Genomic DNA, 22,692 nt, shown 5'->3' on the forward strand with positions numbered 1-22,692 from the left:
TGTGGATATCAGAAATCTCTTTTAACCTAATATGGTGCCAATAATTGTAGCTGATAAAAGGGAAGCCAGTGTTCCTGCAAGCAAAGCTCTTAATCCAAGCTGAGAAAGAAGAATCCTTTTTCCCGGTGCCAGTGATCCAATTCCTCCAATTTGTATACCAATTGAGGCAAAATTAGCAAAACCGCACAAAATGTAAGTGGCCATTATAATTGACTTCTCCTGAAAAAATGCCCCGGTTTGTTTCAATTCGCCCAAACTGACATAACCAATAAATTCGGTCATGATGATTTTCTCTCCCAAAACCCGTCCAACCAAATCAATGTCCTGCGCATGAACCCCCAAAAGCCACATTAAAGGAGCAAAAATATATCCCAGAAGAAATTGTAACGATAACTCGGTATACTGACCATTGGTCATTTCTGCAATTCTCTCGTTTAATCCAAACCAATCGCCGGTTTTAAGAAATATAAAATTAAACATGGCAATAAATGAGATGAAAACCAGCAGCATCCCTGCTACATTTACTGCCAGACGAATGCCTTCAGTGGTTCCATTGGATATGGCATCCAACACATTTTTTCCAATTCGATCCTTGCTTACTTCAACTTCTTTTGAGATAGCCTCGGTCTGTGGAATCAGCATTTTGGCAATGACAACAACTCCCGGAGCTGCCATTATGGATGCCGCCAATAAATGCTTAGCATAAATCAATTCCTGAACCGGATCACCGCCTCCCAGTACTTTTATATATACTGCAAGAACTCCGCCTGCCAGGGTTGCCATGCCTCCAGACATAACCAGAAGCATCTCTGAACGATTCATTTTTTCCAGATAGGCCTTTATCATTAGCGGGGATTCGGTTTGACCCAAAAATATATTTCCGGCTACCGATAAACTTTCAGCACCCGATAAGCGCAACAACTTGCTCATACCCAGCGCCAGATAATAGACAACCCGTTGAATGATTCCGAAGTAAAAAAGTACGCTGGTAATGGCCGAGAAAAAGATTATGGTTGGAAGTATGGTGATGGCAAAATTCAGCAATGGCGATTCAATGGTATCCGTTTGAAAGCTGCTGAACAGGAAATGCGTACCGGCTTCAGTAAAACTTAAAAGTTTTACAAATATTTTTCCTACAAAATCAAAGATGGATTCAACAAAAGGGATGTGAAGAATGCTTAGAGCTAAAGCGACTTGTATTCCTAATCCGATTGCAACTACCCGCCAGTTGATGGCTTTGCGGTTGGAACTAAACAACCATGCAATAGCCATGATGCTCAACATACCAAGAAGGCCTCTAAATAACCCTGTAAAAGTAAATCCCATGCTTTCGGGTATCGGAACTACCACATTTTCTCCGGTAATGGGGAGGATCAAAATCATCAGGAAAAACAGCAGAGCAGCAGATCTCTTCATAATTCAGGCCTTAATTTTTCATTTTTTAGGGGATTCTTTATTTTTCCCGGCGTTTTATCTCATCTCTTATTTCTGAAGCTTTTTCATAATTCTCACTTTCAACAGCTTCTTCCAGCAGTACCTTCAATTCATCCAGCGACTTGGCTGCATAGGCACTGGAAGTTCCTGACGACGATTTTCCGGCTTTTGCCCCACTGCTTTCGGCCGGCTCATCTTTGGGATCGCCAAAGTCAAGAACAATGCCTGCTTTTGATAAGATCTCCTCATAAGTATAAATGGGACAGTTAAATCTCAGCGCCAAAGCAACTGCATCGGAAGTGCGGGAATCAATTCTGATTACTTCTCCCTCTTTTACACAAACCAGTTCAGAGTAGAAAATACCCTCTTCCAGTTTGTAAATGACCACCTCCAACAGTTCAACCTGAAAAGCTCTGGCAAATTTAAGAAACAGATCGTGCGTTAATGGACGGGGAGGCTCAAGGCCTTCAAGTTTGATGGCTATGGATTGCGCCTCAACACCACCAATGATGATTGGGATTCGCCGTTCACCCTCCTCTTCTGCCAAAACCAGTGCATAAGCACCCGATTGGGTTTGTGAATATGATAATCCTAATATGTTTAGTTTTACTTTCTTTTTACTCATTCGAAATTAGTTTTTAGCATTGCCTGAAAAACTATCGTTTCAGATGATTAAATACCAATGGTGTTTTATTTGGCTTCTTGTAAGTGTTTTACAGATGATCCCGGCTTGGGTAAAACAGAATTTGGATCATATAAGTAACAAATATATGAATTTGTTTTAAGATTAATTCTTTAAGTAAATATTTATGGTCAGGAAAATTTATAATAGTGCAAGCCAAATTTTACTTTCAATTCATGTTTGGTTTATTGGCAGAGATTTCGCTTTCTCCGGACTTTTTAAAAATGAAGCTATAATTACAGGGGTTCCAACATTAATAACCCAGAGAATAAATACCGAAACCATAATGGCTTCATGATTAGCAGATATCATTCCAAAGAGAAAAAGCGCCACCGATCCTCTTATGCCTATGTCAGCAATTGCAATTGCAGGTATAAATGTAATGGTTGCAAAATAGATGAAAATCAGATTAAGATCGGAAGGATGTATGGAGATGTCGAAAAACCATAACATTAACCATAGTTGAGAAGTATACACCAGGTATCTTAGAACTGTAAACCCAGTTACGATGAGTATGTTTTTAATTGTTAACTGTTGAAGCACAACAATATGTTGTGCTGCTTTTTTCAGATATCGTTTGTTTTTTTTGGAAGAAATGATTCTAAAAAGGACTCCCAGAACGATCAGCATGGCTGCAAAAAATATCCCGACATAGAAAATGATCTGTTCCTTCAGCACCGATAATAGGGTTGAATTAAAATCACTTGTAGAGGCGAGGTAAACCATCCCGCCAATTCCGCTAAATCCCAATACTATGTTTTGCAGGATGCTCCCGGCTGATGATAACAGAAAAGCTTTAACGCGCGATCCCTGCGGAAGCATTAGCGCTCTGGCCACTGGTTCTCCTATTCGTGCAGGCGTTATAACTCCCAATTGAAGTCCTTTCAAAACCTGGATGACTGACGATTTAAAATTTTGAATTCTAACCGGCGTTAAAAGATATTTCCATTTTGCTCCTTCAAAGGAGATGTTGATAGCCAGCATCAGGAATTGAACAATCAGCAAGAGATAAAAGAGAGCGCGATTGTCAGAAAGATGTTGTAAAAATTCATCCCATTTTTGGAAATTATAAATCCGGTAAAATACATACGCCAGAGATACAACAGTAATTATTAATCTGGCAAATCTGATGACGGATTGATTTTTCTGATCATTCATTTTTTGCCTTTTTTCGGATTAATAAGGGGTAGAACCAGCAATGAAATAAGACCGCAAACCACTACCATTAAATTGAAAGCACCATGTGTTACCAGGGCAAAAACAGCAGCCTGCGACGTTGGAACGTGGTAACCGACCAAAGCCGTTATAACCATAAAATGCCATGGGCCGATTCCTCCCTGAACCGGTGCGACCATGCCCAAAGTCCCAAAAACAAAGACAGTTAACCCGGCAAGAAGAGATAGGTGTTGAGTTGCCGGAAAAGCTTGGAAACTTATATACATCATTAAAAAATAGAAGAAAAAAATAAGAAGAGTATGTATGATGAACCAAGGCTTGTGTATCACTTTCCGAAAAGAGAGCAGTCCCTCTCTGAATTTTTCCCACAGTGTTTGTATTCTAAAGAACAGGCCGCTTGCCTTAATCTTTTTTCTGAAGAACCAAAACGACATGAAAAGCAGAAAGATGAAAATATAAGGCGCAGGAGTCAGAAAATATCTTTTGAACGCACTAATATCAATCATTCCTGCAAGCATTCTTCGAAGCAATCCAAATTCAAGAACTAAAACCAGAGAAAAGGAGATGATCAACATAATCAAATCTAAAATTCTCTCTGTTACCACAGTACCTACCAATCTTGAAAACGAGATGTTTTCGTATCGGCTTAACACTGCACATCTCGAAAGTTCGCCCATTCTGGGAATGGCCAAATTGGCGATATAGCCTATCATCAAAGCCAGAAAAGTGTTGATGAATCCGGGACGCCGGTCAACAGGTGCAACCAGCATTTGCCAGCGTATGGTGCGGCTTAAATTGCTTAGGAACGCAATAAATATCATGGCAGCAATCCAAAAGTAATTCACCTCTTTTTGCAGAGCATTCATGAGTTCCTCCGGATCCTGGTCTTTGTACAACCACCACAATATTCCAAGTCCCAGGAGCAAAAAAAAGACAAACTGGAGCGCTTTATACTTTTGGGTTTTCAAATTACCGGTTTTTTATTTCAGGTTGAATAAAGAAATATGTAAAGCTAAAAGAGGTTACAAAAATAGTCTTACCTTTGTTCCGCTAATTTTTATTTTATTTACAATGTTACGAAATGAAATGATATTGGCCAAAACCGAGAATGAATGTCTTTATAAACCGGTGAACCATGGACGATGAAGCGTGTAAGAGCAAAAAAACATCTGGGGCAACACTTCCTGAACGAACCGGCCATTGCCGAAAGAATAACAGAAAGTCTATCAACCCCTCCAGCTCATGTCATTGAGGTGGGGCCGGGGATGGGTGTGCTTACACAATTCCTTGTTAAAAGACCCGATATTGAACTTCAACTGGTTGAAATAGATACCGAATCTGTTGTATACCTTCATAAGCATTATCCGCAACTGCAGGACAAAATCATTGAAGGGGATTTCCTAAAATTGGATTTTCAAAAGTTATTCCCTGGAAAGTTTAGTATCATCGGGAATTTTCCATATAATATTTCCAGCCAGATTTTCTTTAAGGCTTTTGAGAATCGCCATCAGGTGGAAGCTTTGGTTGGTATGGTACAAAAAGAAGTAGGAAGAAGAATAACCTCAGGTCCAGGTTCAAAAGAGTATGGCATTCTGAGCGTGTTTTTACAATCATTTTACACGGCTGAATATCTTTTTACCGTAGATGAACATGTTTTTATTCCGCCTCCCAAAGTAAAATCTGGTGTAATCAGGCTGCTAAGAAACGATGTGGAAAAACTTCCATGCGATGAAAAACTGTTTATTAAGGTTGTGAAGGCTGCTTTTAACCAACGTCGAAAGACGATGCGAAACAGCTTGAAGAATATTCCATGTAACATGGAAGCGATTAAACACCTCCCGGTGTTTAATCTTCGTCCTGAGCAGTTATCTGTAGAGGGATTTCAGGAACTCACATCACTGATTCAGGAGCATCCGCTTTGTGAATGATGTGTACTTAATTGTGTAACCGAATAAAACTCCGGTCTATGGCAAATTTTGAACTCACAAGGGAATACATTGAGAATCTCAGACTTCTGATTGAACAGAAAGATGAGGAGACTTTGTTACAGTTGCTCGGAGAGTTACACCCTGCCGATATAGCTGAAATATACGAAGAACTCAGTATAGAAGAGGCCAAATACCTCTATTTTCTACTCGACGACGACACCGCCGCCGACGTTCTGATTGAACTTGAAGAGGAGGATCGGTTAAGATTCCTGAAAGCTTTACCTAGTGAGGTCATTGCCCGCCGATTCATCGACAAGATGGATTCGGATGATGCCGTAGATGTTCTCTCCGAACTTGACGAAGAGCGACAAAAGGAGGTACTCTCTTTCCTGAATGACATCTCTGTTGCCGGCGACATTGTAGATTTGCTTCACTACAAGGAAAATTCTGCCGGTGGGTTGATGGCCAAGGAGTTAATCAAGGTTAAAGAATCATGGAGCATTATAACCTGCCTGCGCAGTATGCGCAGACAAGCCGAAGAGGTGGATGAGGTTTATTTTGTTTATGTAGTAGATAATGATGGCATTCTGAAAGGAACCCTGTCATTGAAAAAAATGCTTCTAAGCGCTACAGATACCATCGTTAAAGACATCTACAATCCTGACGTTATCTCAGTAAACGCCGATGTTACCTCGGAGGAGGTTTCCAACATTATGAATAAGTACGATTTGGTTGTTCTTCCGGTTACCGATAGCATAGGTCGGTTGGTTGGCCGCATAACCATCGATGATGTGGTGGATGTAATGCGCGAGGAAGCCGAGAAGGATTATCAGCTTGCATCGGGTATTACCCATGATGTTGAAGTGTCCGATAGCGTGTTCCGGCACACCAAAGCCCGTATTCCCTGGTTAATGATTGGATTGGTTGGCGGTCTTTTTGGCTCCAGGGTGATCAGTGTTTTTGAGGGAAATATAGATGACAATCCGCAAGTGGCATTTTTTATGCCACTTATTGCCGCCATGGGAGGAAATGTCGGGATACAGTCCTCAGCTATTATGGTTCAGTCTTTGGCCAGTGGAAGTCTTGGTATTGAAAGTAATCTGAAAAAACTGCTGAAAGAGTTGTCCGTGGCATTGTTAAATGCCACTGCTCTTGCACTTCTTGTATTTGCTTATAACATGGCCATAGGGTCGGTGTTTGCCCTTACTCTAACCGTTGCTTCAGCCATGTTTTCTGTGGTGATGTTTGCTTCTCTGTTTGGAACTTTCTTGCCGCTGTTCCTACACAAGTTGAAGATTGATCCGGCGATGGCCACTGGCCCTTTTATAACAACGCTTAATGATATTTCAGGAATGTTTGTTTACCTGCTATTGGCAGCTTATTTTTTCGGCGTATTTGTATAATACTATATTTCGCACAAATCCATAGGTTCAATAATGGCTTTGCGGGAAGTTACCTGCTTTTGCCACAGATCGTATAGATCCAATTGCAGAGATCTTGAATTTCCTTCGGTTTGTACCAGACGGTTGCGTCTGGCTATCACGTAGGAATCCCCATCGGGAGTTTCTCCAATCAGAAAATCGATGTTTCCGTTGAAAACATCGTTTATACCGGAGAAAGCAGAGTGACAATTAACTATCAGGTTCAGACGATGAACTTCCTTTAACCAATTAATGGATGAAAGAAATTTATCTGTAACTCTGAATCCCGAGTTTATATTCAAAACCATGTGGGAAATACCCGGACGCGCTTTCAGAATATTATTGATTGGCTCCAGGTCATCGGGATATTCGAAATATGCCTGGCAAACAATGCCCAGGTTTTTTGTCAGAGACTCCGTTTCATCTCTTTCCTTTTGTTTACCACAAATAATCACCTCCTCGTCCCATGATGTGATGGACGAGAGAACCATCAGGAAGGCCTGATTTCGGTTGCTATTTGTTCTTATTAATTCATATCCGGACTGATAAAACCGATCCGGCTCATAATATCGGTTTGACCAAGATGGCATAACCTGATTGCAAAAAGAGTTACTTTCTGATAGTGTGATATTCGATTGCAGCATAAAATCAGTATAGGTTAATGGTAATTAGGAAAACATCTCAATTTATACAGGTAAATAACTAATTCACCTACATTTTTGTTCTTAATTCGAATGGTTATTTATGCTTCTGAATAGCTAAAGCTATTCAGACTGTGTTACCTAAGAATCAAGAAATTGTTAACTGCTTGTTATATCTCTGAAAGCTGACTCAAAAAAACGACCCGTTTACTAATGGATTAATTTGAGTTTCATATAGTATATGACAAATATCAAACACCTTACACGTACGATGCTATGCGTTATTCTGCGATATTTATTATTAAAAATTCCACAAAAGCGGAATTACCGTTAACGAAACAATAAATGCTATGATATTCAGAGGCAAACCAATTTTTACAAAATCAGTGTACTTGTAATTACCTATCGATTGAATAATCAGATTTGTTTGGTAACCAATTGGTGTGGAAAAACTGGCTGATGAGGCCATGCAAATGGCAACGAAAAATGGCTTGGGATCAACTCCCATTTGCTGACCGGCGGATAGTGCAATGGGGAATACCAAAGCAGCTGCTGCATTGTTGGTTATTAGTTCTGTGAAAACATTGGTAATTATATAAATTGTTGCTAATACTACAATTGGACCATGATTTTGGGAAAAACTAATGGCTGTTGAGGCAATCAGCTCTGCCACACCGGAATTTTGCATGGCTTTACTGATACCCAATGAGGCGGCAATGGTAATCAGAACGTCCCAACTGATGGCTTTGGTATAACGTTGGTGGGGAACAATCGATGTCCACACCATAATAATGGCTGCCAGAGAAGCAAACCAGAACATGTCCAGCTTGTTTGGCCCAATTGGTGGCAAATGTTCGCCAATGGTGGCACCTATGACCATCAACAGAACAATAACTGCCGCAAGTATTTTTTTGTTTTTATTGGTTCCGTTGCTCACATCGCCAATGTATGAGGTGAGATAAAAAATCTTGGACTCACTCCAGTTCTTGATAAACTGTTCGGTAGCCAATAATATAACAGTATCTCCTTCCTGAAGTACAATGTTTTCAATGTTGTCGGTAATGCGTTCGCCATTGCGATTTATAGCCATTACGACAGCCTGATAGTGGTGATAGAAATCAAAGTCACCAATAGTTTGTCCCAACCCCGGAAAACGAGGTGCCAAAACGGCCTCAACCTGTTTCAGCTTCTTATTTTTTAATGATTCGTCCAGATTGTCAATGCCCTTGAGTTTAACGTAAGGGCTGTTCATTAAATCATAAAATGTTTCCGACGTGCCTCGCAATAAAAGTTTATCGTTCTCTTCAATGGTTGTTTCTTCATCTTCAAGATTGTACTCTTTACCATTGCGTACCAGTTTTTCAATTTTTACGGTTCTCAGGTCGGGAAGAAATCCTCGTACTGGTTTCTGACCAATTAGCCGACTTTTTTCGGTAACATATACATCATAAAAATACTCCTTGAACTGGTTCTTTGTCATGTGTTTTGCCCGTTTTCCGGGTAAAAGCAGTCCACCCATCAAAGCAATGTACAAAAGCCCTGCAATGGCAATTGGAAGTCCCACTTTTCCAAGTTCAAACATGGAAAAACCTTTCATCCCATTTTCAAGCATCAGACCATGTACCACAAGGTTGGTAGAAGTACCAATGAGAGTACACATTCCGCCCAGTATGGCTGCATAAGAGAGAGGCATCAGGAATTTGGATGCGGGAAGTTGTAACTTTTCCGACCAGTTTTTTATGATGGGAGCAAATATGACTACAACCGGTGTGTTGTTCAGAAATGCTGAGAAAAATGAAATGGGTAGTGCAATTTGCAGATATAGCCAGTGAATGGCTTTTCTGCGCTTCGGAAGTATCATTCTTGCTGTAAACCGCAGAGCTCCGGTTAAACTGATACCTTCACTAACAATAAAAAGTACAGCAACTGTAATCATTCCCCTGTTTGAGAACCCCGATAATGCTTCGTCAGTACTGATGATTCCCATAACCATCAACAGAATCATGGCAGAAAACAGGATCATACCCGGTCTGACGAGCTCTTTCATCAGAGCTACAACCATTAATGCAATGACTATAATTACAATACAGGCTTCAAATGGCATTCTATGGGTTCGATTTAGTTGGTTTAAATTTTTGCTTACAGAGAATTACAGCATTCATAACAAAAGCATTTGGATGCTTTTGTTTGGTTATTGATTTGGGCATTTTATTTCAAGATGTAATTTTAACAAATATTTGAGGTTTCAAAATGGGTATTTTTACCCATTTTTCATACGTAAATAGTAAGGAATTCAATTAAGGAGTAATTTCGAATTACTATATTTGCTATGAATGATTGTTTTCTCCGATTAATTCCAGTAAGAGGTAAGAATATGAGATATGCTGATATAGTGCTGCCGGTACCATTGCCAAAATTGTTTACCTACGAAGTTCCAAATGAATATCATGGAACCTTAGCAGCAGGCCAGAGGGTTGTAGTGTCGTTTGGGAAAAAGAAACTTTTGTCTGGAATCATATTCTCGCTTCACAACAACAAGCCTGAGGCTTATGAAACCAAACCTATTATATCAATTCTCGACGACAAACCCATTGTAACTTTAAGCCAATTAAAGGTTTGGGAGTGGATGGCCGATTATTATCAATGTACCTTAGGAGAGGTTTATAAAGCAGCGCTGCCATCGGGTTTGAAACTCGAAAGTGAAACTCGCATTTTTTACAACGATGAGTTTGAAGCCGAAACGGAGATGCCTGAAAAAACTCAACAGATATTGGATTTTCTCGCTGCAAAAAAATATAGTACCATTAGTGAGATCAACCAGTTTTCGGGACTTAAGAGTTGTCATCACATTATTAAGCAGTTAATTGAACTGGATGCTGTAGTTGTTAATGAGCAACTTAAGGGCTCCTGGCGACCAAAAACAGAAGTTTTTCTTTCGTTGCATAACAACGTGCGAAATGAGAATTCTCTCAGGGATGCATTTGACAGTCTCAGCCGGGCTCCAAAACAACTGGAGGTTTTGATGCTTTTCCTTCAAAGTACCGGGGGGGTAAGTGAAGCGATGACAGGGAAAGAAGTCCTTAAAAAAGAGTTAGCATCAAAAGCAGTGAATTCCAGTACTGCTATTAATGAGCTTATTAAGAAAGAGATGCTGGTTCAGGTAAAACGGAATGTGGATCGTTTATTGACCAGTAAAATAGAGAATGTTCAGAAAGTAAAAACTTTATCGCCCGAACAGGACTCAGCATTGCAGGAAACCCTTAAAGGCTTCGATGAAAATTTGCCGGTACTTTTGCACGGGGTTACTTCAAGCGGTAAAACCGAAATTTATATACATCTGATTGATCAAGCAATAAAGAAGGGTCAACAAGCTTTGTATCTCCTTCCTGAAATAGCACTCACTACTCAAATTACCAACAGATTAAAGGCGCACTTTGGAGAAAAACTAGGAATTTACCACAGTAAGTTCAGCGACGATCAGAGGGTTGAAGTTTACAATAATCTGCTGAACAATAAAAGCTATAGGGTCATTCTGGGTGTGCGATCTTCAGTTTTTCTGCCGTTTAGCAACCTCGGTTTGATCATTATTGATGAGGAGCACGAGAATTCTTTTAAACAGTTTGATCCTGCACCACGCTATCATGCCAGAGATGTGGCGCTCGTGTTGGGGCAGGGATTCAAGTCGAGCGTTCTGTTGGGAACTGCCACTCCTTCCATCGAAAGCTATTATAATGTTCAGAATAACAAGTACCGACTCGTTGAGCTTACCACCCGTTTTGAAGGAATGATGATGCCAGAAATCATTGTGGTGAATACCCGCGAGGCGCAGCGAAAAAAAATGATGCAATCTCATTTTTCTCCTCAGTTGCTTGAACACATAAGCGAGGCTTTGAGCAATAAACAACAGGTCATTCTTTTTCAGAATAGACGCGGTTTTGCACCGTTCATGGAGTGTATGTCATGTGGCTGGATTCCCAAATGCAAACATTGTGATGTAAGTTTAACATATCATAAACATATTCATCAACTTATTTGCCACTATTGTGGTTATTCATCAAATGTCCACGCAACCTGTCAGGCATGTGAAAGTCCGACCCTGAATTTAAAAGGTTTTGGAACACAAAAAATTGAGGAGGAGATAGGGCAGATTTTTCCCGATGCATCCATTGCACGTATGGATTACGACACCACGCGATCACGTAAAGGATATGAAAACATCATTTCAGGATTTGAGCAGGGTGAATATAACATTTTGGTAGGCACACAAATGGTGACAAAAGGCCTTGATTTTGACCGGGTTAGTCTGGTCGGCATTTTAAATGCCGACCAAATGTTGAATCATCCAGACTTCAGAGCCTTTGAGAAGAGTTTTCAGATGATGGCACAGGTGAGCGGTCGTGCCGGACGAAAACATAAACGTGGAACGGTGATTATTCAAACATCAGATCCTGAGCATCCAGTTATTGCGAAGGTTCGAAGTAACAATTACGCGGCCTTTTATCAGGAACAAATCGAAGAACGTGAGCAATTCAATTACCCGCCATTTTACAGGATCATCCATCTCACCATAAAACACAAAAACCAAAATGTGACCAATCAGGCAGCAAATTATCTTGCAGGATTGTTGCGGTCGGTATTTGGATCAAGAATTCTTGGCCCGCAAGTGCCACCTGTAAACAGAATTCAGGATCATCACCTCCAAAGAATTATGATTAAATATGAACGGAAGGCTTCCCCATCGCAGGTTAAAAAGCTGATTCGGGATTGCATTAACCAGACTTTGGCAAATGAGAGGTGGAAATATGTACAGATTGTTAACGATGTTGATCCTTTATAAAAAAATGCACCATTTGGTGCATTTTTTACGTTATGCAAATGCTTTTTACCATTTGCAAATACTTTTTTTAGGAAATATCCTACTTTTGATATAGAGATAACAAACAAGGAGTAAATCCCTTCCCTTAATCTATTAGACCAAAGCAAAACAAAAAACAGGTTGTTGAAAAAGGCACTTTCCGAAACCGAGTTTCCAATTCACACGGTTTTTGGGGGTGCTTTTTTGTTTAAGGCATTTTGAGAAAATAGGAAGTAAACATGATTTTCATTTCCTTCTTAATGATATAAAATATCATTCCCAATTCAATTGTGTTTCGAAATTGAGGAAATAACTGTATTTTTGTATTGAAGCGTTATTGTTTCCAATATTTCGATAAAGTATGCTTAAACAGAGTTTACAACATAAATTATTGCAGAAATTGTCGCCCCTTCAAATTCAGGTGATAAAGCTGCTTGAAATTCCAACTGCGCAACTTGAGCAAAGGATCAAGGAGGAGTTGGAGGTAAACCCTGTTCTTGAATATTCAAAGGATAGCCAAAATAATTCCGATGATAATTATGAGGACAACAACGATGCACCCGCTGAAAATGAAGTGGAGAAAGATGAGCTGTCCATCGATGATTATATAAGGGAAGACGATATTCCTACGTATAAACTGCAAAGCCATAACTACTCGAAGGATGATAAGTATGAAGACATTCCTTTTTCAACAGGGACTACTTTTCACGAACATCTTGTGGCGCAGTTGGGACTCAGAATCATGACTGAGCATGAACGCATGATTGCGGAATATATGATTGGTAACATCGATGAAGATGGCTATCTGAGGCGCGAAGTGGATGAAATAATTGACGATTTGGCTTTTTCACAAAACATTGAGGTAGACGAAAAAGAAGCACTGGATATCCTGGAGGTGATTCATGATTTTGATCCGGCAGGGGTGGGTGCACGTGATTTGCAGGAGTGCCTGCTTTTGCAGATTGTTAAAAAGGATCGGTCTAATCCGGCCATTGAAAGTGCCTACAACATTCTTAAGAATCATTTTGAGGAGTTCACCAGGAAGCATTACGATAAGATTTTAAAGCGTCTTCATATGGAAGATGCGGAATTGAAGGATGCAATAGATGAAATTCTGAAACTGAATCCCAAGCCAGGAAGTGCATACAGCAATCCTATGACCAAGACAGTTCAGCATATCATACCTGATTTTATGCTTGAGGTGGAGGATGGTCAGCTTCAACTTAGTCTGAACTCCCGAAATCTCCCGGAACTACGCGTCAGTCATACCTATTCAGAAATGCTTACCGACTACCAGGCCAATAAAAAGAATCAGAGCAAAGAGCAGAAAGAGGCTGTGATGTTTGTGAAGCAAAAACTTGATTCGGCTAAATGGTTTATAGATGCCATCCGACAGCGACAAAATACCCTGATGACTGTTATGGAAGCCATTCTCGATTATCAGAAGGAGTATTTTGTAGAGGGAGATGAAACCCGCCTTCGCCCCATGATTCTTAAAGATATTGCAGATGTTACCCAGCTGGATATTAGTACCATTTCACGGGTTTCAAACAGTAAGTACATTCAAACGCATTTCGGAATTTTCCCTTTGAAGTATTTCTTTTCAGAAGGACTGCAAACCGATTCGGGTGAGGAGGTTTCAACACGGGAGATTAAAAAAATCCTGGAAGAGTGTATTGCAGCAGAAGACAAGCGAAAACCGCTCACCGACGACAGATTGGCACAGATACTTAAAGAAAAATCCTATAATATTGCCCGCCGTACCGTTGCAAAATACCGTGAGCAGTTGAATATTCCCGTTGCACGACTTAGGAAAGAGCTATAGAAGTGTGTCATGACGAAATTCTGAGACAGGTTTATTTCTCTTATTTGAATAATGTTTGAGTGGTTGCATTTTGACTTTTTTAAAGAAAAATCCATATGAAGTTAGCCAGTAAGATTGTTTCCATTCTTTTTCACCCTATGTTGATGCCGACCATTGGAATTTATTTGATTTTCCAAGCCGGCACGCATGTTTCTTATATGTCGATGGATGCAAAAAGGATCATATATTTTACTGTGTTTCTTTCTACGGCCATATTACCTCTTTCATTACTGCCTTTACTTTATCAGTTTAAACTGATAAAGAGTTTTAACATGGAAACAGCTCGTGAGAGGCTGTTTCCGGTGTTTTTTGCCGGACTTTTTTACTATTTAGGGTATGCTTTATTGAAAAAAATGGGAGTGCCGGTACTCATCGGAAATTTTATGCTTGTTACCTTGCTTGCTCTCCTATTGGCGGTTGGCATTACCATTTTTTGGAAAATAAGCATGCATATGATAGGAATTGGAGGTGTAACCGGTGCGGTTATGGCATTGGCTTTAAGGTATGGTCTTGATATGTCGGGGTGGATGGTACTTCTTTTCCTTGCATCCGGTATTACTGCTACAGCCCGTTTGCACCTTGGTGCACATACACCGGCTCAGGTGTATGCTGGGTTTTTGTTAGGTTGGAGTGTCGTTTTTGGTTCGGTGTTAATGTAAAATTGATCATTGTTCAAACTTAATAGTTCGTTAAACTTTTATATTTGTTTGATTTTCACGCATATGTAAAGTTATTGGTCAGGTATGTAATTTGCTTAAAATTAAGTATTTACTATTGTCTAACATCTAAATTTCTAAATCTCTAACGATCTATTACAAACTGAAACCCCAGATTTTTTAGTGTTTTTACAGATTCCTGATTCAGGTATGAATCAGGATGAATGATCCATGCCTCAAATTCTCTTCGGATCGGATAGCTACCTCTGATTTTTTCAAATTCTTCGGGGTGGTTTCTTAGTTCAAGATCATCATCCTTAATATCATACGTTGATAAAATGGCATCTGCTGCAACTAAGGATGGATGTTTATCATGAGCATCAAGGCATATGTAACGATTTGCAGGCGACGGGATTGATTCCGGCGCCCATTCGGTAAGAGGAAATCCTAACTTTGAGGCCACTTTTTGAACTGCCATTGTGGTGCCGTTTGCTTTTCCATCCATTGAGTAACCTGCAATATGAGGCGTTGCAATCCAGGTTCTTTTATGTAACTCAGGGTGTATGTGCGGTTCGTTTTCCCAAACATCCAGAACCAAACGTGAAATATCTCCACTATCCAAACCACTCAATAATGTGTTGGATGATGTTACCTCTCCGCGTGAGGAGTTGATGATAATTGCCCCTTTTTTTAAAAATTTGATTGAATCATTGTTCAGAAGGTCAAAGGTTGCATCAGGACCTTCCATGTTTAGAGGGGTATGAAAAGTTACAATGTCTGATTTATTTAGAAGGGATTCCAATGAGCAAAATTTATCGGAGCCTTCATTTCTTTCCCGTGGGGGATCGTTCAGCAATACATTGAATCCAAGATTGCGAGCCAATGCTTCAATTTTAGAACCAACCATGCCTACACCAACAATTCCTAATGTGGTTGATTCCGGCTTTAAACCTTCTTTTATCCGGTGAGCAAAAACAGATGCAATGTATTGTCGAACTGAACCTGAATTACATCCCGGCGAGTTACACCAATCAATGCCTGCTTTCTCCAGCCAAGGAATATCAAAATGATCGGTTCCAATGGTTGCAGTAGCAACTATTTTAACTGACGAATCCTTTAATAGCTGTTCATTGCATTTTGTTCTTGTGCGGACAATTAACGCGTTGGCATTTTTAACATGTTCAGGTTGAATATCTTTTCCGGTGTAGTATTCAACGGTTGCATATGGTTCAAATACTCCTTTAAGGAAAGGAATTTTATCATCGGCTATTATCTTCATCTTGATCTGGAAGAGTTTGTTAAGTCTTTCTAATAATCAAATTTAGTGGTTTTAATGCAAAGAATTGTCGTCAGAATCAATTTAATTTGTAAATTTTAAATAAAAGTAAATTATACATAATCAATTGAAAACCCTTGTCTCATGGGATTATATTCCTTCAAATCAATTTAAAGTGATGAAAGTTGATTTTTTAGGTTCTAATAAAAAAGCTATTTTTGTATTTAACTTTCCTTTTTTGTGGTGGTATTATCCATAAATGTCCACCTATAACTACATAATAATGAATTAAATTTGCATAAATCTTAAATAATAGTCACAAAACATGAATAAAGAGATTGGAATAAGAGCTTCAGATAACATTCGTATATTGTCTGCAGCAATGGTAGAAAAGGCAAAATCGGGTCATCCCGGTGGAGCAATGGGTGGAGCAGATTTCGTGCACATCCTGTTTTCAGAATTTCTAAACTACGATCCCAACGACAGAGGCTGGATCAACAGAGATCGATTCTTTTTAGATCCCGGTCATATGTCGCCCATGCTATACTCTATTCTGGCACTAACCGGAACCTATACCATGGAAGAACTGTCCAACTTCAGACAGTGGGGTAGTCCAACACCCGGACACCCTGAAGTTGATATCCCTCGTGGGGTTGAGAATACATCAGGACCTCTGGGACAGGGGCATACCATGGCCGTTGGAGCTGCTATTGCCGAACGTTTTCTGGCTGATCGTTTTGGTGAGTGGTTACAACATAAAACTTATACTTTCATTTCTGATGGTGGTATTCAGGAGGAGATTTCTCAGGGAGCTGGTAGAATAGCCGGTTATTTGGGATTGAGCAACCTGGTGATGTTTTATGATAGCAATGATATTCAGTTATCTACTGAAACCAATGCTGTAACCATTGAAGATACAGAAAAAAAATACGAAGCCTGGGGCTGGAAAGTTAAAACAATTGATGGCCATAACCATGATGAAATTAGAGCTGCTTTAAAAGAAGCTGCTGGTGAAACAGAAAAGCCTTTCCTGATTATTGGAAAAACCATTATGGGTAAAGGAGCTGTTAAAGAAGACGGATCATCTTTCGAGAAGATGGTAAGCACCCATGGACAGCCTTTGAGCGCAGCTGGCGCCTCTTTCGCAAAAACCATTGAAAACCTTGGTGGTGATGCTGAGAATCCATTTGTGATCTTCCCCGATGTGGCTGAATATTACGCCAAAGTAAATGAAGAGAAAGCAAAAATCGCTCGTGAGCGTAAAACTGCACAGCAAGAATGGGAGCTTAAGAATCCTGAACTGGCGGCGAAATTTAACAAATTCTTCTCAGGAGAAGTGACCGGATTTGACTTCTCTGCTATTGAACAGAAGGAAAACGATGCCACCAGATCAGCTTCAGCGAAGGTTTTGAGCGAATTTGCCGGTAAGGTTGAAAACATGATCGTAATGTCTGCTGACCTTGCTAACTCTGATAAAACTGACGGTTTTCTAAAGAAAACAACTTCTTTCACAAAAGGAGACTTCTCAGGTTCATTCCTTCAGGCAGGTGTTGCTGAGCTTACCATGGCTGCCATTGCCAACGGTATGGCACTTCATGGCGGAGTTATTCCGGTGTGTGGAACCTTCTTTGTGTTCAGTGATTACATGAAACCTGCAGTTCGTTTGGCTGCTTTAATGGAGCTTCCTGTTAAGTATGTATGGACGCATGACGCTTTCAGAGTAGGAGAGGATGGCCCTACGCACCAACCTGTAGAGCAAGAGGCGCAAATCCGTTTGTTGGAAAAACTGAAAAACCATAAAGGACACAACAGCATGTTGGTTGTTCGTCCTGGCGATGCCATTGAAACCACCGTTGCTTGGCAAATGGCTATGGAGAATAATGCCACACCTACTGCACTGATTCTTTCTCGTCAGAACATTACCAATCTTCCTGATAATAATTATGAGAAGTCACTTCAGGCTAAGAAAGGTGCATACATTGTATGCAAGGATGAAGGAAAGATAGATGTGGTTCTTGTTGGAAACGGTTCTGAGGTATCTACTTTGGTTGAAGGTGCAAAGTTATTGCGAGAGAAGAAAGGATTAAAAATCCAGATCATCTCTGTTCCTTCTGAAGGTTTGCTTAGAAACCAGCCAAAATCTTATCAGGATGAGGTATTGCTTCCAGGAACTCCGAAGTTTGGATTAACCGCCGGTCTTCCTGTAAATCTTGAAGGTCTTGTTGGTGCCGACGGAGTTGTAGCCGGATTGGATCACTTCGGATATTCTGCTCCTTTCACGGTGCTGGATAAAGAGTTTGGTTTCACCGGTGAGGCGGTATTTGAAAAAGTTGTTTCTCTGCTGAATAAATAGCAGATTCTATAACAGATATTTATTGTACTACAACGGGACGGCTTCGCAGAGCCGCCCCGTTTTTTATATACTTATAAGATTTATTGTATAAAAATTGAATCTTGTAAACAAAATGAGCAATTATCTGAAAAATAACTATATTTGCTTCTATTGAGAGATTATTGATAAGATATTTGTTTTTATATAAATAATAATAATCCGCCATTCACAAAAACTGTTGAATATGGAAAATTATTTACTGGATCTAATTAAAGAGAACAATCGTATAATTATTCCCAATTTCGGAGCATTTATTGTTTCCAGAGAGAAGGGTCAGAATATATTGTTTAATAATTTTTTGAGTTTTAATGATGGCTTGCTCATCAGTCATATTTGTGCGGTTGAAAGCATTGATTCTGCCACTGCCGCTCAAAAAGTGGAGGAGTATGTCAATACCATTAAAAGCTCTTTGGATTCAGAGGGATTATATACCATAAAAGGTATTGGCGTTTTTACTAAAGATGATAACGGAGTCTTACGATTTGAACAAGAGGTGAGCGCCACTCAGGAAACTGATTCGATAAAATCTGATCCGCAGGATAATACGGACGGTGCTATTAGCGCCGATGAAGATTTATTGGATCTGGACACAGATGCTGTTGAGGATATAGCCAGCAAGCCAAAGACTAAGGAGATTCCTGATGATCATAAAAAATATACTGCGCCGCCTGTGGTTCCTTCGGTAGAGAAAAAACCTGATGCGCCAAAACCTCAGCCCGTCAAGGTGAAATCAGAAGTTGTTCAATCCAAGACAAAACCTTCTGTAAAGGAAAATAAAGAAAAGGTAATAGTCGAAAAGAGAGACCGGTTTCCGGTTTGGCTCATTGCACTGATCATTGTCCTTTTACTGGTTTTAGCAGGAGCATATTTATGGTTTTTCACATCATTGTTTGACAAAGAAGAAATTCCTGTTGAACCTGAACCAATCGAGATGGTTGAAGAGCCTGAGATTGTTGAAAAAGAGCCGGTTGAGACAGAGACAGAGAAGGAAATTGTACCACCAGCTACAGGAACAAGGCAGCACCATGTAATTGTAGGAAGTTTCAGAGAGGAAGCACCTGCCATTCAAATGATGAACAGACTTTCTGAAAGGGGAGTAAAGACAGTATCCATTTTGCCTTATGAGGGACGATTTCTGGTAAGTGCAGAGTGGTATCCTTCGGTAAATCGTGCTTTGCAGCGTCAGGAAGAGTTACTGGAGGAGTTGCAAATGGAGAACTGGGTTCTCTCACTCACCGTTAAGTAGCGTGGTGGCGATACAGGTTTTTACCTGAATAATTTCGTTATGATGGAAATTTTACTGCCTGGCATAATTGTGTCCTACGCTTTGGTTATTCTGCTGTTGCGTTACGGTTGGTGCAGTAAAGCTGAAATTGAAAACAAAGATGTAAATTGTGATCTGTTTATATCTGTAATCATTCCTTTTAAAAATGAATCCGATCATTTGCCGTGGATTTTGAGGCAAATTGAGAAGCAGAGTCTTCCGTCTAAAAAGTTTGAATTGATTCTGGTGAATGACCATTCAACTGATGATTGGCAGCAACGGATACTCAATCTTCCAAACCTAAAAATTATTAACTCACGAAATTTCGGTAAGAAAGCGGCAATTGCCACAGGAATTGATCAGGCACAAGGACAATATATTGTCACCACCGATGCAGATTGCGTTATGGGGGAGGAGTGGCTGGAATCTATTGCTGTGTGGATTAGATCAACCAATGCTGATATGCTGGCAGGGCCTGTAACAATTGAAAGCAACGGGTCGGTTCTTCACGATTTTCAAGCCATTGATTATTATGCATTGCAAATATGTGGTGCGGGTGCAATTCAACTTGGTCATCCCCTTTATTGCAGCGGTGCAAATCTAGTTTTTAAGAAGAATCGATGGATAGAATTGAGAGGGAAACATGATGGAAAACATATTGCATCTGGTGATGATGTATTTTTAATGCACGCATTTAAGAAGGCGGGATTGAAAATTGCTTTTTTGAAAAGCAGAAAAGCCCTTGTTTTCACAAGGGCTTTATCTGATTGGTCGATGGTGTTACGTCAACGATCGCGTTGGGGCGGAAAAACAACATCATATAGAGATTTGGCCTCAAAAATGTTGGCCGTTTTAGTTTTGGTTACCAATTTGTCTCTTTTAATCCAACTATTTTTAATCCCATTTTATACTCAATTTTTCCCGCTCTTTCTCTCAAGTTTCGTCATAAAATACGTTTCTGATTTTTTAATTCTTTCATCAGGAAAAGATTTTTTCCATATTGAATTAAAGCATAAACGAACACTGGTTTTCTCTATTCTGCATCCGTTTTGGATTGTAATGGCAGCATTTCATGGCTTTTTCAGAAGCGATTCCTGGGACTGATTAATTGTTGTTGGCTTTTCTGAGTTTCCCGCCAAGTACTATCCCCGCTGAGACCAGAACCAGATTCTTAATAATATATTGTCCTTCTAAGGTAGGTGCATAAGGCACACGTGTAAATACATCCTCCGGAAATAGGAAAATGGGAGTAAATGTACCTGCCATTTGAAGAAATAGTAAAAACAATGTTTCACGCATGAATTTACCAGAAATCAGACCAATTCCAATCAATACTTCCCATAGAGCTAAACCATTTATGATTAAAACTTCGGAGATTAAACCAAAGGTCATTTTGTCTATGGTATTTACCGCCAAATCATGAGCGGGACTTAGTCCCGGAAAAAATTTTAGAATTCCGAACCAAAAGAAGATGATTCCAATGGAGATTCTTAACAGTAAATATCCATTTCTTGACATCCATCCAATGATCAACGGATCAACTTTTTGATACCACTTACCTCTTAAAATTGTCATGTTTTTATCGTTTTATGTCCATAAACTAAACATAAAGAATGTCTGAATGGTTCATTTTTATTAAGGAAAGAAAGCATGGTGAAAAAGTAGAGATTTTGAGGGATAAAAAAAGGATTACAAAACGGAGTTTGTAATCCTTTATGGCGGTGGGCCCAGCTGGGCTTGAACCAGCGACCCCCTGATTATGAGTCAGGTGCTACTAACCAACTGAGCTATGGGCCCTAAAAACAAATTATTGTATATTTGTTTTTCGCGATGCAAAAATACAAAGAAAATCTAGATAAGAAAGTAATATCAAAATAAAAATTACCTGAATGAGAATTTTAAACATCATTTTTGATCTGGGAGGAGTTATAATTGACCTGGACGTTGAGAGAACTTACAATACTTTTAAAAACTACATAAGCGATCGATACCTTGAATTAGAGTATGGGTACATAAAACATCCTGTATTCCGACAATATGAAACAGGAGCAATTAGTGACGATGAATTTATTGAAGCACTGGTAAGTTTGGCTGGTAATGAAATCACCGCGCAACAAGCTGTGGATGCTTGGAATGCCATGTTGGTTCAAATTCCTGATGAGAGAATCAGGCTGCTGGAATCACTGAAAAGTGATTACCGGTTATTTGTTTTGAGCAATACCAATGAAATTCATACACAAAAGTTTGAATCCATGGCAAATGGTTATAATAAGTTAAGTGATTTATTTGAATCGGCCTGGTATTCGCATATAATAGGAAGCCGAAAGCCTGAGCGGCAGGCATTCCAAACGCTGATAGATGGGTGTAATATACTTCCCGAAGAAACTCTGTTTGTAGATGATTTGGAGAACAACATAAATACAGCCCGCGACATGGGTTTTCAAACACTCCATGTTACTCGCGGGCTGAATATTGTAGAATGGTTTAAAGATAATCCTTTATAAGTATTATCTTTTTACAAGTAACCAAACGTTTTCTTTTCCTTCCTGGTTTCTTTCGTTGTTAAGGGTTCTTAGTGCCTCTCTTTTGTCATTAAATGACATATATGAAACCCGGTAGAAGTTGCTATTTGGACCATGACTACGTTGAATGATTTCTGATCGCATCCCTCTGTTTAGTAAATCTGACTGGCAACGTTGTGCGTTGTCGTATTCAACAAAACTGGCTGCAATTAGAAAGTATTTGTCAGGTTCAGGCACATATACCGGTTCTTCAACTACTTGCTCCTGATATAAAGTGTCAGGTTCAGCAATTTCAACTACTTCTTCTATTACTGGCTCTGGTGGAGGGGCTTTTGTTGCTTTTTCTTTGCATGCGCCAAAAGCCAATAGAGCAATTCCTGTTATTAGAAATATTCCTTTCATAAATAATTTGTTTTAGGGGTATTCTTCAAATTAATACACAAATATACTGCATAATAAAGAAGAATGCATATTTCCAGACTTTTTTTCAATAGCGTCCTAAACGATTAAAAAAGTGAGAAGGAATTTAAGTATCTCAAATTATCTTTGAGGTGCACAACAAAAAAACCTTCTCACATGTC

The 22,692-nt window shown here is 39.6% G+C and carries 18 protein-coding genes and 1 tRNA gene; 9 read left to right on the top strand and 10 right to left on the bottom strand.

The features are described 5' to 3' along the window. Nucleotides 1-21: 21 nt before the first annotated feature. The 4 genes from B5X70_RS15690 to B5X70_RS15705 all read right to left on the bottom strand — a co-directional run bounded on the left by B5X70_RS15690 (nucleotide 22) and on the right by B5X70_RS15705 (nucleotide 4,260). Entirely contained in the window at nucleotides 22-1,416 is a 1,395-nt protein-coding gene (locus B5X70_RS15690) for a NupC/NupG family nucleoside CNT transporter (RefSeq protein WP_079558858.1), read from the bottom strand. 37 nt (nucleotides 1,417-1,453) lie between these two features. Beyond that, complete coding sequence (locus B5X70_RS15695) at nucleotides 1,454-2,059, bottom strand: bifunctional nuclease family protein (protein ID WP_079558859.1); 606 nt, start codon at nucleotides 2,057-2,059, stop codon at nucleotides 1,454-1,456. A gap of 231 nt (nucleotides 2,060-2,290) precedes the next feature. After that, nucleotides 2,291-3,274, bottom strand: coding sequence for a lysylphosphatidylglycerol synthase transmembrane domain-containing protein (locus B5X70_RS15700; protein ID WP_079558860.1), 984 nt, complete (start codon nucleotides 3,272-3,274; stop codon nucleotides 2,291-2,293). Beyond that, nucleotides 3,271-4,260: a lysylphosphatidylglycerol synthase transmembrane domain-containing protein gene (locus B5X70_RS15705; RefSeq protein ID WP_079558861.1), complete on the bottom strand. Its 990-nt coding sequence runs from the start codon at nucleotides 4,258-4,260 to the stop codon at nucleotides 3,271-3,273. Before B5X70_RS15705 ends, B5X70_RS15700 begins: the two co-directional genes overlap by 4 nt. Nucleotides 4,261-4,434: 174 nt before the next feature. Between B5X70_RS15705 and rsmA the strand changes: the two genes are divergently transcribed. Continuing rightward, on the top strand, nucleotides 4,435-5,220 hold the full coding sequence (rsmA, locus tag B5X70_RS15710; RefSeq protein WP_079558862.1) for a 16S rRNA (adenine(1518)-N(6)/adenine(1519)-N(6))-dimethyltransferase RsmA: 786 nt from the start codon (nucleotides 4,435-4,437) through the stop codon (nucleotides 5,218-5,220). A 38-nt stretch (nucleotides 5,221-5,258) separates the two neighbouring features. Beyond that, on the top strand, nucleotides 5,259-6,623 hold the full coding sequence (gene mgtE, locus B5X70_RS15715) for a magnesium transporter (RefSeq protein ID WP_079558863.1): 1,365 nt from the start codon (nucleotides 5,259-5,261) through the stop codon (nucleotides 6,621-6,623). A 2-nt stretch (nucleotides 6,624-6,625) separates the two neighbouring features. Here mgtE and B5X70_RS15720 read toward each other — a convergent pair whose 3' ends face one another. Beyond that, the gene (locus B5X70_RS15720) at nucleotides 6,626-7,285 is read right to left on the bottom strand and encodes a hypothetical protein (protein WP_079558864.1); all 660 of its coding nucleotides are present in this window, start codon (nucleotides 7,283-7,285) and stop codon (nucleotides 6,626-6,628) included. 298 nt (nucleotides 7,286-7,583) lie between these two features. Next, entirely contained in the window at nucleotides 7,584-9,386 is a 1,803-nt protein-coding gene (locus tag B5X70_RS15725; protein WP_079558865.1) for an SLC13 family permease, read from the bottom strand. Between the two features lie 270 nt (nucleotides 9,387-9,656). Between B5X70_RS15725 and priA the strand changes: the two genes are divergently transcribed. From priA to B5X70_RS15740, 3 genes are all read left to right on the top strand, one after another. Beyond that, on the top strand, nucleotides 9,657-12,119 hold the full coding sequence (gene priA / locus B5X70_RS15730; protein ID WP_079558866.1) for a replication restart helicase PriA: 2,463 nt from the start codon (nucleotides 9,657-9,659) through the stop codon (nucleotides 12,117-12,119). Nucleotides 12,120-12,498: 379 nt separating this feature from the next. Next, nucleotides 12,499-13,962 (top strand): RNA polymerase factor sigma-54, encoded by a 1,464-nt coding sequence (rpoN, locus tag B5X70_RS15735; protein ID WP_079558867.1) that lies wholly within the window; start codon nucleotides 12,499-12,501, stop codon nucleotides 13,960-13,962. Nucleotides 13,963-14,057: 95 nt separating this feature from the next. Next, nucleotides 14,058-14,660: a hypothetical protein gene (locus B5X70_RS15740; protein WP_079558868.1), complete on the top strand. Its 603-nt coding sequence runs from the start codon at nucleotides 14,058-14,060 to the stop codon at nucleotides 14,658-14,660. 142 nt (nucleotides 14,661-14,802) lie between these two features. Here the strand turns inward: B5X70_RS15740 and B5X70_RS15745 are convergent, their stop codons facing one another. Next, the gene (locus B5X70_RS15745; RefSeq protein ID WP_079558869.1) at nucleotides 14,803-15,936 is read right to left on the bottom strand and encodes a 4-phosphoerythronate dehydrogenase; all 1,134 of its coding nucleotides are present in this window, start codon (nucleotides 15,934-15,936) and stop codon (nucleotides 14,803-14,805) included. Nucleotides 15,937-16,258: 322 nt separating this feature from the next. Here B5X70_RS15745 and B5X70_RS15750 point away from each other — a divergent pair, with 322 nt between their 5' ends. The 3 genes from B5X70_RS15750 to B5X70_RS15765 all read left to right on the top strand — a co-directional run bounded on the left by B5X70_RS15750 (nucleotide 16,259) and on the right by B5X70_RS15765 (nucleotide 20,693). After that, nucleotides 16,259-18,286, top strand: coding sequence for a transketolase family protein (locus B5X70_RS15750; RefSeq protein ID WP_079558870.1), 2,028 nt, complete (start codon nucleotides 16,259-16,261; stop codon nucleotides 18,284-18,286). A gap of 223 nt (nucleotides 18,287-18,509) precedes the next feature. Then, nucleotides 18,510-19,571 (top strand): hypothetical protein, encoded by a 1,062-nt coding sequence (locus tag B5X70_RS15760; RefSeq protein ID WP_079558872.1) that lies wholly within the window; start codon nucleotides 18,510-18,512, stop codon nucleotides 19,569-19,571. A 39-nt stretch (nucleotides 19,572-19,610) separates the two neighbouring features. Continuing rightward, nucleotides 19,611-20,693, top strand: a complete 1,083-nt coding sequence (locus B5X70_RS15765; protein WP_079558873.1) for a glycosyltransferase — start codon at nucleotides 19,611-19,613, stop codon at nucleotides 20,691-20,693. On the opposite strand, the gene B5X70_RS15770 is transcribed toward B5X70_RS15765, so the two are convergent. After that, a complete protein-coding gene (locus B5X70_RS15770) occupies nucleotides 20,694-21,164 on the bottom strand; it encodes a DUF417 family protein (RefSeq protein WP_079558874.1) in 471 nt (156 codons plus the stop codon). Between the two features lie 147 nt (nucleotides 21,165-21,311). Then, nucleotides 21,312-21,386: transfer RNA gene (locus tag B5X70_RS15775), tRNA-Ile, on the bottom strand. A gap of 92 nt (nucleotides 21,387-21,478) precedes the next feature. Here B5X70_RS15775 and B5X70_RS15780 point away from each other — a divergent pair. Beyond that, a complete protein-coding gene (locus B5X70_RS15780; RefSeq protein ID WP_079558875.1) occupies nucleotides 21,479-22,093 on the top strand; it encodes an HAD family hydrolase in 615 nt (204 codons plus the stop codon). A gap of 3 nt (nucleotides 22,094-22,096) precedes the next feature. Here the strand turns inward: B5X70_RS15780 and B5X70_RS15785 are convergent, their stop codons facing one another. Further along, complete coding sequence (locus tag B5X70_RS15785; protein WP_079558876.1) at nucleotides 22,097-22,513, bottom strand: SPOR domain-containing protein; 417 nt, start codon at nucleotides 22,511-22,513, stop codon at nucleotides 22,097-22,099. Nucleotides 22,514-22,692 lie beyond the last annotated feature (179 nt).

Source organism: Alkalitalea saponilacus (assembly GCF_900168165.1).
In the GTDB taxonomy this organism is placed as follows: Bacteria; Bacteroidota; Bacteroidia; order Bacteroidales; family Marinilabiliaceae; genus Natronoflexus; species Natronoflexus saponilacus.

Coding starts and splice junctions, on each gene's coding strand:
- B5X70_RS15690 (WP_079558858.1), bottom strand. CDS start 1,416: ATGAAGAGATCTGCTGCTCTGCTGTTTTTCCTGATGATTTTGATCCTC.
- B5X70_RS15695 (WP_079558859.1), bottom strand. CDS start 2,059: ATGAGTAAAAAGAAAGTAAAACTAAACATATTAGGATTATCATATTCA.
- B5X70_RS15700 (WP_079558860.1), bottom strand. CDS start 3,274: ATGAATGATCAGAAAAATCAATCCGTCATCAGATTTGCCAGATTAATA.
- rsmA (WP_079558862.1), top strand. CDS start 4,435: ATGAAGCGTGTAAGAGCAAAAAAACATCTGGGGCAACACTTCCTGAAC.
- mgtE (WP_079558863.1), top strand. CDS start 5,259: ATGGCAAATTTTGAACTCACAAGGGAATACATTGAGAATCTCAGACTT.
- B5X70_RS15720 (WP_079558864.1), bottom strand. CDS start 7,285: ATGCTGCAATCGAATATCACACTATCAGAAAGTAACTCTTTTTGCAAT.
- B5X70_RS15725 (WP_079558865.1), bottom strand. CDS start 9,386: ATGCCATTTGAAGCCTGTATTGTAATTATAGTCATTGCATTAATGGTT.
- priA (WP_079558866.1), top strand. CDS start 9,657: ATGAGATATGCTGATATAGTGCTGCCGGTACCATTGCCAAAATTGTTT.
- rpoN (WP_079558867.1), top strand. CDS start 12,499: ATGCTTAAACAGAGTTTACAACATAAATTATTGCAGAAATTGTCGCCC.
- B5X70_RS15740 (WP_079558868.1), top strand. CDS start 14,058: ATGAAGTTAGCCAGTAAGATTGTTTCCATTCTTTTTCACCCTATGTTG.
- B5X70_RS15745 (WP_079558869.1), bottom strand. CDS start 15,936: ATGAAGATAATAGCCGATGATAAAATTCCTTTCCTTAAAGGAGTATTT.
- B5X70_RS15750 (WP_079558870.1), top strand. CDS start 16,259: ATGAATAAAGAGATTGGAATAAGAGCTTCAGATAACATTCGTATATTG.
- B5X70_RS15760 (WP_079558872.1), top strand. CDS start 18,510: ATGGAAAATTATTTACTGGATCTAATTAAAGAGAACAATCGTATAATT.
- B5X70_RS15765 (WP_079558873.1), top strand. CDS start 19,611: ATGATGGAAATTTTACTGCCTGGCATAATTGTGTCCTACGCTTTGGTT.
- B5X70_RS15770 (WP_079558874.1), bottom strand. CDS start 21,164: ATGACAATTTTAAGAGGTAAGTGGTATCAAAAAGTTGATCCGTTGATC.
- B5X70_RS15780 (WP_079558875.1), top strand. CDS start 21,479: ATGAGAATTTTAAACATCATTTTTGATCTGGGAGGAGTTATAATTGAC.
- B5X70_RS15785 (WP_079558876.1), bottom strand. CDS start 22,513: ATGAAAGGAATATTTCTAATAACAGGAATTGCTCTATTGGCTTTTGGC.